A 12,964-nucleotide genomic window follows, 5' to 3' on the forward strand; every position below is an offset into this window, starting at 1 on the left:
AATGGTCCGTATGAAGTAATTTCATCCGGGCCATTTATTTTAGGGATATAACACTATGAGCTTTCAAGAAAAAAACGGAATGCCTTCTATCATGGATGCATTGGTGCCGATGGTGGTTGAACAAACTTCCCGCGGTGAACGTTCGTATGACATCTATTCCCGCCTTTTGAAAGAGCGTGTGATCTTCCTGACTGGTCAGGTTGAAGATCATATGGCGAACCTTGTTGTTGCGCAGCTGCTGTTCCTGGAATCAGAAAATCCTGATAAAGATATCTTCCTCTACATTAACTCACCGGGTGGTTCGGTAACTGCAGGTATGTCTATTTACGATACGATGCAGTACATTAAACCAGACGTGAGCACGGTATGTATGGGTCAGGCTTGCTCAATGGGTGCATTCCTGTTGGCGGGTGGCGCAAAAGGTAAGCGTTACTGTCTGCCAAACTCCCGTGTCATGATTCACCAGCCACTTGGCGGATTCCAAGGTCAGGCGTCTGACATTCAAATCCACGCGCAAGAAATTTTGACCATCAAGCAAAAGCTCAACACCCTGTTGGCTGAGCACACGGGTCAACCGCTGGAAGTGATTGAACGCGACACTGATCGTGACAACTTTATGGCTGCACAGGATGCGGCTGACTATGGTCTGGTTGACGCGGTACTGAATAAGCGCGATTAATTTATTAATTCTGAGACGGTTAGGTTTACTTAACACTAACCGTCCTGGAATTGAGTCTCTCGGTGTTCGGAAAATTTCCCCGAGATGTTATAGACTCAGATCATGGTAAACATGGGCTAAGGCCTAAAGAGGTTAGCGAATGACAGACAAGCGAAAAGACGGTGGCAGCGGCAAACTGCTTTACTGCTCTTTCTGCGGCAAAAGCCAGCATGAAGTACGCAAGTTAATTGCTGGACCTTCTGTTTATATCTGCGATGAGTGTGTTGACCTATGTAACGACATCATTCGTGAAGAAATAAAAGAGGTCATGCCTAAGCGCGACAGTAACGAGCTTCCAACTCCGCAAGAGATCCGCGCGCACCTGGATGATTACGTTATCGGTCAAGATCGTGCGAAGAAAGTATTGTCTGTAGCGGTATACAACCACTACAAACGCCTTCGTAACGGCGACACAACGGCTGATGGCGTCGAGCTGGGTAAAAGTAATATTCTTCTTATTGGTCCTACCGGTAGTGGTAAGACGCTGTTGGCAGAAACGCTGGCGCGTTTTCTGGATGTGCCGTTCACCATGGCAGATGCCACGACACTGACCGAAGCAGGTTATGTGGGTGAAGACGTTGAAAACATCATCCAGAAACTGCTTCAGAAGTGTGATTACGACGTAGCAAAAGCAGAACGCGGCATCGTATACATTGATGAAATCGACAAGATTTCTCGTAAGTCCGACAACCCATCTATCACCCGTGACGTTTCCGGTGAAGGTGTTCAGCAGGCGCTGTTGAAGCTGGTTGAAGGTACGATTGCTTCTGTTCCACCACAAGGTGGCCGTAAGCACCCGCAACAGGAATTCCTGCAGGTTGATACCTCAAAAATCCTGTTCATTTGTGGCGGCGCATTTGCCGGTCTCGACAAAGTGGTAGACCAGCGTGTGGCGAAAGGCAGTGGTATCGGCTTTGGTGCGGAAGTTCGTACAAAAGATCAGGAAGCGACACTGAGCGACCTGTTCAGCAAAGTGGAACCAGAAGATTTGGTGAAGTACGGTTTGATCCCGGAATTCATCGGTCGTCTGCCAGTCACGGCGATTTTGGGCGAGCTGGATGAAGATGCACTGGTGCAGATCCTTCGCGAACCTAAGAACGCGCTCACCAAACAGTATGCAGCCTTGCTGGAATTGGATGGTGTTGAACTGGAGTTCCGTGATGACGCCCTGACTGCAATTGCCAAGAAAGCGATGGACCGTAAAACCGGTGCTCGTGGCCTGCGCTCAATTGTGGAAGCGGTGCTTCTGGACACCATGTACGATCTGCCTTCAAGCAAAGATGTCACCAAAGTGGTGATTGATGAATCTGTGATCAAAGGTGAGTCTGATCCACTACTGATTTATGAAGCATCAGAAAATCAGGCGGCAGGCGCGGAATAAGACGCATGTTGCTTAGGGTTAAATTGCTTATTTAACCAACAAATTACCGAAAAAAAGGGAGCATTAGCTCCCTTTTTTACTTTCTGCCGGATATGCCGTTGAATCCTGACAATCTATCCCCATATACTCAGTAATAACGAAAACGGAAGAGAGAAAAATATGAACTTGGAGCGTTCCGAGCGCATTGAGATTCCGGTCCTGCCATTGCGTGACGTAGTTGTCTATCCTCACATGGTCATCCCGCTGTTTGTGGGACGGGATAAATCCATCCGTTGCCTTGAAGCAGCGATGGACAATGATAAGCAGATTCTTTTGGTAGCGCAGAAAGACGCCGCTACTGATGACCCATCCATTTCTGACCTATACAAGGTCGGTACCGTCGCTTCTATTCTCCAGCTGCTGAAACTCCCAGATGGCACAGTAAAAGTGCTGGTGGAAGGCTTACAGCGTGCAGAAATCAAGAAGTTCCGTGAAGACGACTTCTTCACCGCTGATGCCGAGTACATGCTAACGCCAGAAATGGACGAACGTGAGCAAGAAGTGCTGGTGCGCACGGCGATCAGTCAGTTTGAAGGCTTTATCAAACTGAACAAAAAGATCCCACCGGAAGTGCTGACGTCACTGAATGGTATTGACGAGGCTGCGCGCCTGGCAGATACCATCGCTGCACACATGCCATTGAAGCTCAATGACAAACAGCAAGTGCTGGAAATCATTGATATCGCTGAGCGCCTTGAATTCCTGATGACCATGATGGAATCAGAAATCGATCTGCTGCAGGTTGAGAAACGTATTCGCAGCCGCGTGAAAAAGCAGATGGAAAAGAGCCAGCGCGAGTACTACCTCAATGAGCAGATGAAAGCCATCCAGAAAGAGCTGGGTGAGCTGGATGACGCGCCTGACGAATTTGAAAGCCTGAAGCTGAAGATTGAAGAATCTAAAATGCCTCAGGAGGCCAAAGAGAAAACTGAGCAAGAACTGCAGAAGCTGAAAATGATGTCTCCGATGTCAGCAGAAGCAACGGTGGTTCGCAGCTATATCGACTGGATGGTTAGCGTGCCATGGTCGAAGCGCTCGAAAGTGAAGAAAGATTTGGCGAAAGCTGAAGAGATTCTGAACTCAGACCATTACGGCCTTGAGCGTGTGAAAGAACGCATTCTTGAGTACTTGGCGGTGCAAAACCGTGTGAACAAGCTTAAAGGGCCAATCCTGTGTCTTGTAGGGCCTCCTGGTGTAGGTAAAACCTCTCTGGGTCAGTCGATTGCCAAGGCAACAGGCCGAAAGTACACCCGTATGGCGCTGGGCGGCGTGCGTGATGAAGCGGAAATCCGCGGTCACCGTCGTACTTACATTGGCTCTCTGCCAGGTAAGCTTATCCAGAAAATGGCCAAGGTCGGTGTGAAAAACCCACTGTTCCTGCTTGATGAAATCGACAAGATGTCTTCTGACATGCGCGGCGATCCATCTTCTGCGCTGTTGGAAGTGCTGGACCCAGAGCAAAACAATGCGTTCAACGATCACTATCTGGAAGTGGACTACGACCTGTCAGACGTGATGTTCGTGGCGACATCGAACTCAATGAACATTCCAGGCCCGTTGCTTGACCGTATGGAAGTGATTCGACTGTCGGGTTACACCGAAGACGAGAAGCTGAATATTGCTAAGCAACACTTGGTTGATAAGCAGGTTAAGCGTAATGGTCTGAAGCCGAAAGAAGTCGAGATCCAAGACTCAGCGATCATCGGAATTATCCGTTATTACACCCGTGAAGCGGGCGTGCGTAGCCTTGAGCGTGAAATTTCTAAGCTTTGCCGCAAAGCAGTGAAAGAAATTCTGCTGAATAAAGACACCAAAACCATCGTTATCAATCAGGACAACCTGAAAGATTACTTGGGCGTTCAACGCTTTGACTACGGCAAAGCGGACGAGAGCAACCGTATTGGCCAGGTAACCGGTCTCGCGTGGACGGAAGTGGGTGGCGATCTGCTGACCATCGAAACTGAATCCATGCCGGGCAAAGGCAAGCTGACACAAACGGGCTCTCTGGGCGATGTGATGCAGGAATCGATTCAGGCTGCGATGACAGTGGTTCGTACTCGTGCTGAGAAACTGGGTATCAATAACGACTTCTACGAGAAGCGTGATATCCACGTACACGTGCCAGAAGGTGCAACACCAAAAGATGGCCCAAGTGCCGGTATCGCCATGTGTACGGCGTTGGTATCTAGCCTGACGGGCAACCCTGTGCGTGCAGATGTTGCCATGACGGGTGAAATAACCCTGCGTGGTGAAGTGCTGCCAATTGGTGGTCTGAAAGAGAAGCTGTTGGCTGCTCACCGTGGCGGAATCAAAACGGTGATCATTCCAAAAGAGAACGAACGTGATCTGGAAGAGATCCCTGAAAACGTCAAAGCAGACCTCGACATCCATGCTGTGCGCTGGATCGACGAAGTTCTGACTCTGGCGCTACAAGACAACCCTCTCGGAATAGAGCTGGTTTCGTCGCAAAAGAGTGACGTGCAGCAAAATTAAGCAACGTAAAGCGCTGACAGTCGGTAAAAGGCTTGTCAGCGTTTTTTTTGAGGGCTAAGTTAATTAAAACGCTGCAAGCCCTTAATTCATAACAGCTACAGCGTTTTTAAGTCTTGTTTTAATAACTATTGGCGCCATTAATCGGTTGCCGCCGCAAAAAATGGGATTTGTGGTTCGTTTGTAAAGGGGATGAAAAAGTGAACAAGTCGCAGTTAATCGATAAAATTGCAGAAAATGCTGACCTGTCTAAAGCGTCAGCGGGTCGCGCTCTGGATGCACTGATTGAAGCAGTATCAGATAGCCTGAAAGACGGTGATCAAGTTGCTCTGGTTGGTTTCGGTACTTTCTCTGTTCGTGAGCGTTCAGCACGTACAGGCCGTAACCCACAAACTGGTGCAGAAATTAAAATTGCAGCTGCTAAAGTCCCAGGCTTTAAAGCTGGTAAAGCTCTGAAAGACGCGGTTAACTAATCTTAAACGCTTCGTTTTGCTCTTTGTCGCACCAGTCCTAGTTTTAAGCTGTAAAGTGTGCGACATCAGCGTATAATCAGGCTCAATCAGAGTGTAAAGGCGCATCTCTCGATGCGCTTTTTTAGTTTTAATCGAAACAACTCCTCTTGATACAAATTGACTGTGTGCATATCAGTGCATTGGCTTTTTGCTGTGCAAGAGAAGCTGTATGAAAGACGAACGTTTCAATAAGCAGGAGTGACGGCGCGTTATGATGGAGCGACTACGCGAAGGCGTAAACAGCATCGCGGTTAAGATCATCTTAGGCCTTATTATCTTTTCCTTTGTTTTCGCTGGTGTTGGCGGCTACCTGGCAGGTGGCACCGTGGTACCTGCGGCAACGGTAGGTGATCAAGAAATTAGCCGTAATCAATTCGAGCAAGCTTACCAAAATGAGCGTGCACAGATGCAAGCACAGGCCGGTGACTTCTTCTCTACTCTGTTGAGTGACCCTAGCTATCTCGCGCAATTCCGCCGCAATGTTCTGGATCGTATGGTGAACCAGGCGTTGTTGGATCAGGAAGCGAAGAATTTAGGTCTTCGTGTGAGCGATGCACAAATCAAACAAACCATTCGTGATATGCCAGCATTCCGAGGCTCAACAGGTCTGTTTGACAACGATTTATATTTGGCAGCACTTCGCCGCAATGGTCTGTCTCCTGACCAGTTTGCTGAGTATGTGCGCCAGGATCTGGTTCGCGAACAGTTCGTTAATGCCCTTATCAGCAGTGAATTCGCGCTGGAAGGTGAGCTGGAAGCACTGTACAAGCTTGAAGGTCAAACGCGCATGGTTCGCACTTTGACTCTGCCGCTAGCAGATTTCGCTGACAAAGCGGATATCACTGATGAGCAAAAGCAGGCTTACTACGAGCAAAACCCATCGCAGTTCGTTCGTCCTGAGCAATTCAAGATTTCTTATGTTGAGCTCTCTGGTGAAGGTATCGCTGACGTTGCTGACGTGACGGAAGAAGAAGCGAAGACCTACTACGAAGCAAACAAAGCCAATTACGGCACTGCTGAGCAGCGTAAAGTCAGCCACATCATGATTCAGGGTGATGACAACGCAGCAAAAGAAAAAGCAGAAGCAGTCTTGGTTGAGTTGAATAGCGGTGCTGACTTTGCTGAGCTGGCGAAAACCCGTTCTGATGATACTTTCAGTGCTGAACAAGGCGGTGAGCTGGATTGGTTCGATAAAGGTGTCATGGATCCAGCATTCGAAGAAGCGGCATTTGCGCTGGTAAACAACGGCGATGTGTCTGAAGTGGTTCAGTCTGAGTTTGGTTTCCACATCATCAAGCTGGATGATATCAAGCCATCTGATGCAAAGCCTTTTGCGGAAGTACGTGATGACATCATGGCACAACTGAAGCAAAACCACGCGGTTGAGAAGTTCTACGCTCTGTCCAACGAGCTGGCAGAGAAAGCGTTCGAAATGCCAGACAATCTGGAAACTGCAGCAGAAGCGGTGAATGCGAAAGTAGAGAAAACCGATTTCGTATCTCTGAGCGAGTTGCAAGGTGCACTGGCCAACCCTCTTGTTGCTCAGGCTCTGCAACAACCGGAAGTGCGTGAAGACGGTCTGAACTCTGACATCATTGAGATTGCTCCTGAGCATGTTGTGGTTGTGCGTGTAGACGAAGTTCGCCCTGAGACTGTGCTGCCTTTCGAAGAGGTAGAAACTCAAGTGACAGATTTGCTGAAGCGTCAGGAAGGTGAGAAGGCTGCTGAAGCATTGGCAAACACCTTAGTGTCGGAGCTGAGTGAAGGCAATGACGCGGGTCTGAATGCATCAGGCTATGCGTTTGGTGAAGAAGCTGAGCTGGCGCGCGTTTCTCAGGAGCGTGAAGTGGTTGAGCTTGCGTTCACTATGGCAACACCGGCTGAAGGCAAAGCAGAATACGGCTTTACCCGCACCTTCAATGGCGATGTACTGGTTGTTGCCCTGGATGCAGTGAAAGAACCAGCAACCGAAGAAATCAGTCTACAAAGCCAGATGGCGGAGCGTGTTGCGCGTAACAACGCTAACATCGATCTGGAATCTGTCATCGCACAGCTGAAAGAAAGCACTGAAGTGACTTACACACTTGACGCTGTTGAGCAATAAATCAATCCAACTTGATATGATTGCAAGGCGACTGTAATTGATAAGTTGCATCGACGGGGGACTTTATGTCCCCCGTCGTTTTTTTCATCCCTTCAACTCGCACCTTTTTCCTCAGCCTTTATGGTGGCCTTTGTTATACCAATCACAGTAAGTAGATGATCAGAAATAGCGCAGGAAAAATACTCGAGAACAAGGCGGAAAATTTCGATAAGTAGTTATTCTACAGTCAAATTTTCCAACGCAGTTATCGAGTATTTTAACAAGCTAGGATGAGCTGATATTTACTACGATTGGTATTAATCACTCAAAAGAGGAAAAGACATGAAATCAATGGTATCGGCAATCGTTTTTGCCATCTCACTAATACTTTCGCCTTTGGCATCAGCACAGGATGGTGCGCAAGGTGTACCGGTTGAAGTGAATATCAACACTGCTGAAGTAGAAGAGCTGGATAAGTATTTGGACGGTATAGGTAAGGCGAAAGCGCAGGCAATCGTAGATTACCGAAACACTAATGGCGCATTTGAATCGGCAGATGATTTGAAGGGCGTGAAAGGTATTGGCGACTCAATTGTTGAGAAAAACCGCGACCGTATCGTGCTCTGATACCCCAAAGTCAATTTACTATCTCAACCGCTGTGTGCTGGGGAGCACGCTCTCCCCAAATCCCGCAAATCAAGAATAAGGCTTGAGAAATCCGCCTGACGACAACAGAATGAGTAAAGAACTGTTCTAATGACGTCAAGGAAGCCATGAGTCAGAAAACCAGCCATTTCTTTGCCCATCTCGCGCGTATGAAGCTTATTTACCGTTGGCCGTTGATGCGCAATGTTTCTAATGAAAATATCTCAGAGCACAGCCTCCAGGTTGCCTTTGTTGCTCACGCGCTCGCGCTGATAGAAAACAAAAAATTCGGCGGGCAATACTCGCCGGAACGTGTTGCACTGCTGGCGATGTTTCATGATTGCAGTGAAGTGCTGACAGGCGATCTGCCGACACCAATTAAGTACTTCAACCCAGCCATCGCTGATGAATACAAAAAAATCGAGCAAATAGCCGAAGACAAGCTGGTTGGCATGCTGCCGGAGGAGTTCCGCGAGGATTACCGACCGCTTATCGATAGTGATGCGATTGATGCAGGCGACTATCGTTTGGTGAAGCAGGCTGATGCCATTTGCGCCTATCTTAAATGTCTTGAAGAGCTTTCTGCGGGCAATCATGAGTTTCTACAAGCCAAACGTCGCTTGGAAAAAACCATGAGCGAGCGTGGCAGTGAGGCGACTGAATATTTTATGACGATGTTTGCGCCGAGCTTTGAGCTTTCTTTGGATGAAATCAGCGATGACTGAATTTGCACTATCACCTGATTGGGAAACGCGTCTCGCTGAAGAAAACAAAAAGCGCCGTAATGACAAGCGTTCTGTGTTTCAGCGGGATCGTGCTCGGATTCTGCATTCTGCCGCGTTCCGACGTTTGCAGGCGAAGACACAGGTACTCGGCGCAGAACATAGCGAGTTTTACCGCACGCGTCTGACACACTCACTTGAGGTCTCCCAGATAGGGACGGGTATCCTCGCGCAAATCAAAGAAAAGCAACCTGAGTTTCGCGATATCTTGCCTTCAACCAGCTTGATGGAAAGCTTGTGCCTTGCACACGACATTGGCCATCCGCCTTACGGTCATGGTGGTGAAATCGCGCTGAACTATATGATGCGTAACGACGGCGGCTTTGAAGGAAACGCGCAGACCTTTCGCATTGTTACCTTGCTCGAACCTTATACCGAACATGACGGCATGAACCTTGCCCGTCGTACTTTACTTGGCCTGCTGAAATACCCCGTACCGATTGCATCTGTAATGCGCTCAGTGCTTCCGCCTGATGTTGTCGAATTTCGTCACCTGAAAGCCTCTGAGTGGCACCCAGCCAAGGGTATCTATCAAGATGACCTGGAAAGGTTTAACTGGGTGTTGGGTGGCATGTCTGAAAACGACGCTAAACTGTTTACCTCGTTGAAATTGGCACCAACGAAAGAACAGCATGGCCGCACACAATACAAATCCATTGATTGTTCGATCATGGAACTGGCAGACGACATCGCATACGGTGTCCACGACCTCGAAGATGCCATTGTGATGGGTATTGTTCAGCGTGACCAATGGCAGGAAGCAGTAGCCAGCAAACTCGCGGAATGCGGAGATCCATGGTTGGAAGCTAATATCGGGCATCTGAGTGAGCAAATGTTTGGTCCGCACTACGAGCGAAAAGATGCCATCGGCGCTTTGGTCAACACACTGCTGACATCCATTGCAATAGAACCTTCCGTACAGGATGGTGTGAATCGTTTTGACGATCCCTTGCTTCAATGGAATGCCAAGCTGACAGATACCATGGACTATGTACTGTCAGTACTGAAAGCTTTTGTCAGCGAGTTTGTGGTGCAAAAACCAGAGCTTCAGGTAGTCGAATACAAGGGGCAGCAATTGGTGATGGAGCTGTTCGACGCGTTCGATGCTGATCCGCAAAGATTGTTACCCGTCGCGATCCGAAGTCAGTGGCAACAAGAAATCGCTGAGGGTAAAAGTGGTCGTCGCGCTATCGCCGATTACATATCAGGAATGACAGATGGTTATGCGCAAAGGCTTCACGCGACCATGTTTACGGCGTCAAGTCAGGGGCCGCTGTATCCGATTCGATAGATTTGAGGTCCTAGGGGAAGAAGGTCCTAGGAAGAGCAAAGAGCGATCCTAGGTCCTAGGGAAAGCAACAGCTTGAATTCGTAGCTGCAACTTTAAAATCTTTGTAGGACCCTAGGACCCTAGGACCCTAGGACCCTAGGACCCTAGGACCCTAGGACCCTAGGACCCTAGGATCTATCTTTCCCGCCATAATGCCGCTCAAACACACCGGGCGGCATTTGTTTTATCTGAAACTCAATCATTTCATTGAAAGCAGTCATTAGCGGCTCGAAAGGCTCGCTATCGCCCGCTATCGCTGACAGAGCGTAGAAACCGGCTTCAACGGTTGAAAGACCACCGTCGACTGGGGACTTTCGGATGCGGTAATTTCCGCTCTGGATATCATCCAGTTTTACGCAAGGAAGCGCCTGCAGATTCTGGGAAAGCTGATACATTTTAAAGGCTTTTCGCCAGGTACCATCGAGCAAAATCAAACCACGGCGTTTGCCAGCGTCAACGTGCCAGTCCCCAATCGGCTCAGATGTCTCTGCTGGGTAAAGAAGGGCGTAATGAACATCGTTGTCCAAAAGTTGGTTCAGCTCATCATTGTCGCTGAAGTCTTCTCCCACGATGATTCGACAGTTTGGGAGCGACAGAGAAAGAATACGCGCCGTACCGATGGGCTGCTTAACCTCTGAAGGGTGCTGGAGGACGATCACAGGCACATCACTTTCAATCCTCTGGATGAAAGCGCAAATGCAGGCTTTGTTGGCTTTTCCGCACTGCGGACAATATCGACTGGCTTTCTGGTTCATGACCACGGTACGCTATAACTTACTAATATCACGAAGCTTGGAGCACATATTGGCTCATCTTAGGTTTGTTGGCTTACTCGCCATCATCATACTCATTGCCCAAATCCCTACTATGCATCAAATCATGGTATGGGATCGCACGGATATTCTTGCGGGGCAATGGTGGCGAATCGTAACAGGAAACCTAACACACACCAATGGTATCCATCTTGCCATGAATCTAGCGGGGCTGGTGGTGCTCGCTTTTCTTCATCGCGAATACTATGGCAGCAGAAGTCTTATCCCGATGGCGTGGGTGATGATGGCGGTGATAGGCGCGGTCATGTTCGTCAGCCCTTTTGATTGGTATGCCGGGCTATCAGGTGTGTTGCATGGCTTGTTTGTTTGGGGCGTGGTGCGGGATATTCAAAACAAAATGCCGTTGGGGTGGGTGATGCTTATTGGCGTGATTTTGAAGCTGGGATATGAAGCCTACACAGGCGGGGACTCGATGACTGCGGACTTAATCGACGCAGGCGTTGCCTATCAGGCGCATTTAGCCGGGGCGTGCGTCGGGCTGGCGTTCGCGCTGGTGTGGAAAGAAGGTCCTGAGAAGAGCAGGCCCTAGATCCTAGGAAAAGAAGGTCCTAGGGAGAGCAAATAGCTTGAATCTGAATCTAGGCCTATGAAATCTGTGCAGGACCCTAGGACCCTAGGACCCTAGGACCCTAGGACCCTAGGACCTATTACCTTACTGACGATATGTCGTTAGGAATCGTTCGAAGCGACCGATCGCCATTTCCAAATCATCTACACGAGGCAGTGTGACAATACGGAAGTGATCCGGCTTGTGCCAGTTAAAGCCCGTGCCATGCACCATCAACACTTTTTCCTGCAGCAGGAAGTCCAGCATCATTTTTTCGTCGTTATGAATGCTGTATTTCTTGGTGTCGATTTTTGGGAACAGATACAGCGCGCCTTTTGGTTTCACGCAACTAATGCCCGGGATCTGGTTCAACAACTCCCACGCTTTATCTCGCTGCTCCAGCAAACGGCCACCCGGCAGAATCAGTTCATTGATACTCTGGTAACCACCTAGTGCTGTCTGAATAGCATGCTGCATGGGTACGTTTGCACACAGACGCATCGACGCCAGCATCTCCAGCCCTGCGATATAGCCTTTTGCAAGATGGCGTGGGCCTGACAGGATCATCCAGCCAGAGCGGAAGCCACACACGCGGTAAGATTTCGATAGGCCACTGAAGGTTACACAGAAAACATCCGGTGCCAGCGGTGCCATAGAATGGTGTTGGGCACCGTCGTACAAGATCTTGTCGTAGATTTCATCGGCGAAAATAATCAGGTTGTTCTGACGGGCGATTTCAGCAATTTCCAACAGGAAGTCACGGCTGTAAACCGCACCTGTTGGGTTATTTGGGTTGATCAGCACAATGCCTTTGGTATTTGGTGTGATCTTGGCTTTTATGTCATCCAGATCTGGATACCAGTCTGATTCTTCGTCGCACATGTAATGAACAGGCTTACCGCCAGACAGAGACACCGCTGCTGTCCACAGTGGATAGTCCGGAGATGGCACCAACAGTTCGTCACCACCATTCAGCAGCGCCTGCATCGCCATCACGATGAGCTCAGAGACGCCATTACCTAAGTAAACGTCTTCAACATCCAAGTCCAACATACCGCGTTTTTGGTAGTGCTGAACCACCGCTTTACGTGCGGAGTAAATTCCTTTGGAATCACAATAACCCTGAGAAGTCGGCAGATTTCGGATCACGTCGACCAGAATTTCATCCGGTGCGTCGAAACCAAATGGGGCTGGGTTGCCGATGTTCAGTTTGAGAATTTTGTGGCCTTCTTCTTCGAGGCGTTTTGCCTCTTTCATCACTGGACCACGAATGTCGTAGCAAACGTTGTCCAGCTTCGTCGACATCCCGATTTCTTGCATCATGATTCCTGAGCTTATTTTTAAGTGTTTCCAGTAAATTACACTAACGAAAGGGCATATATAAGTAGTGAATAGTAAAAAATGGGGAAAAGAAGAAATATAAGCAATTAAATCCTGATTTGTTGGAATATTATTCTAGAACATTCGGATTTCATCACAATCAATAAGGTTGTAGAATGGCTTTCCAACAGGAAATTTTATCGAGTTTGTCGTAAATTGGCGGAGCTTGATGCGAAATTAACCGAAGTGATGGTATTTTGCGCATTCGTCATCGCAGGATGTTC

The 12,964-nt window shown here is 48.6% G+C and carries 11 protein-coding genes; 9 read left to right on the forward strand and 2 right to left on the reverse strand.

What is annotated here, in order from left to right:
- Positions 1 to 55: 55 nt before the first annotated feature.
- From clpP to QL223_RS05315, 8 genes are all read left to right on the forward strand, one after another.
- Positions 56 to 679, forward strand: a complete 624-nt coding sequence (clpP, locus tag QL223_RS05280; protein ID WP_002535561.1) for an ATP-dependent Clp endopeptidase proteolytic subunit ClpP — start codon at positions 56 to 58, stop codon at positions 677 to 679.
- Positions 680 to 818: 139 nt separating this feature from the next.
- A complete protein-coding gene (gene clpX / locus QL223_RS05285) occupies positions 819 to 2,099 on the forward strand; it encodes an ATP-dependent protease ATP-binding subunit ClpX (protein WP_002535559.1) in 1,281 nt (426 codons plus the stop codon).
- Between the two features lie 159 nt (positions 2,100 to 2,258).
- Positions 2,259 to 4,631 carry an endopeptidase La gene (gene lon / locus QL223_RS05290; protein WP_002535557.1) on the forward strand — a complete coding sequence of 791 codons (2,373 nt, stop codon included), beginning with the start codon at positions 2,259 to 2,261 and terminating at the stop codon, positions 4,629 to 4,631.
- A gap of 197 nt (positions 4,632 to 4,828) precedes the next feature.
- A complete protein-coding gene (gene hupB / locus QL223_RS05295) occupies positions 4,829 to 5,101 on the forward strand; it encodes a nucleoid-associated protein HU-beta (protein ID WP_002535556.1) in 273 nt (90 codons plus the stop codon).
- A gap of 250 nt (positions 5,102 to 5,351) precedes the next feature.
- Positions 5,352 to 7,244: a peptidylprolyl isomerase gene (ppiD, locus tag QL223_RS05300; RefSeq protein WP_281544110.1), complete on the forward strand. Its 1,893-nt coding sequence runs from the start codon at positions 5,352 to 5,354 to the stop codon at positions 7,242 to 7,244.
- Between the two features lie 321 nt (positions 7,245 to 7,565).
- Positions 7,566 to 7,850 (forward strand): ComEA family DNA-binding protein, encoded by a 285-nt coding sequence (locus QL223_RS05305; protein ID WP_002535554.1) that lies wholly within the window; start codon positions 7,566 to 7,568, stop codon positions 7,848 to 7,850.
- Positions 7,851 to 7,996: 146 nt separating this feature from the next.
- Entirely contained in the window at positions 7,997 to 8,593 is a 597-nt protein-coding gene (gene yfbR, locus QL223_RS05310; protein WP_281544111.1) for a 5'-deoxynucleotidase, read from the forward strand.
- Positions 8,574 to 9,941: an anti-phage deoxyguanosine triphosphatase gene (locus QL223_RS05315; protein WP_281544112.1), complete on the forward strand. Its 1,368-nt coding sequence runs from the start codon at positions 8,574 to 8,576 to the stop codon at positions 9,939 to 9,941. Before yfbR ends, QL223_RS05315 begins: the two co-directional genes overlap by 20 nt.
- Positions 9,942 to 10,108: 167 nt before the next feature.
- On the opposite strand, the gene QL223_RS05320 is transcribed toward QL223_RS05315, so the two are convergent.
- Entirely contained in the window at positions 10,109 to 10,735 is a 627-nt protein-coding gene (locus tag QL223_RS05320) for a tRNA-uridine aminocarboxypropyltransferase (RefSeq protein ID WP_281544113.1), read from the reverse strand.
- A gap of 49 nt (positions 10,736 to 10,784) precedes the next feature.
- Here QL223_RS05320 and rrtA point away from each other — a divergent pair, with 49 nt between their 5' ends.
- Positions 10,785 to 11,342, forward strand: a complete 558-nt coding sequence (gene rrtA, locus QL223_RS05325; RefSeq protein WP_281544114.1) for a rhombosortase — start codon at positions 10,785 to 10,787, stop codon at positions 11,340 to 11,342.
- Between the two features lie 123 nt (positions 11,343 to 11,465).
- Here rrtA and QL223_RS05330 read toward each other — a convergent pair whose 3' ends face one another.
- Entirely contained in the window at positions 11,466 to 12,680 is a 1,215-nt protein-coding gene (locus QL223_RS05330; RefSeq protein WP_046303560.1) for a pyridoxal phosphate-dependent aminotransferase, read from the reverse strand.
- Positions 12,681 to 12,964: the final 284 nt, after the last annotated feature.

The organism is Grimontia sp. SpTr1, assembly GCF_947387585.1.
GTDB lineage: Bacteria > Pseudomonadota > Gammaproteobacteria > Enterobacterales > Vibrionaceae > Enterovibrio > Enterovibrio indicus.

Bases quoted from the DNA above. Each gene is read 5' to 3' on its own strand.
- clpP (WP_002535561.1), top strand. From the start codon at position 56: ATGAGCTTTCAAGAAAAAAACGGAATGCCTTCTATCATGGATGCATTG.
- clpX (WP_002535559.1), top strand. From the start codon at position 819: ATGACAGACAAGCGAAAAGACGGTGGCAGCGGCAAACTGCTTTACTGC.
- lon (WP_002535557.1), top strand. From the start codon at position 2,259: ATGAACTTGGAGCGTTCCGAGCGCATTGAGATTCCGGTCCTGCCATTG.
- ppiD (WP_281544110.1), top strand. From the start codon at position 5,352: ATGATGGAGCGACTACGCGAAGGCGTAAACAGCATCGCGGTTAAGATC.
- QL223_RS05305 (WP_002535554.1), top strand. From the start codon at position 7,566: ATGAAATCAATGGTATCGGCAATCGTTTTTGCCATCTCACTAATACTT.
- yfbR (WP_281544111.1), top strand. From the start codon at position 7,997: ATGAGTCAGAAAACCAGCCATTTCTTTGCCCATCTCGCGCGTATGAAG.
- QL223_RS05315 (WP_281544112.1), top strand. From the start codon at position 8,574: ATGAAATCAGCGATGACTGAATTTGCACTATCACCTGATTGGGAAACG.
- QL223_RS05320 (WP_281544113.1), bottom strand. From the start codon at position 10,735: ATGAACCAGAAAGCCAGTCGATATTGTCCGCAGTGCGGAAAAGCCAAC.
- QL223_RS05330 (WP_046303560.1), bottom strand. From the start codon at position 12,680: ATGCAAGAAATCGGGATGTCGACGAAGCTGGACAACGTTTGCTACGAC.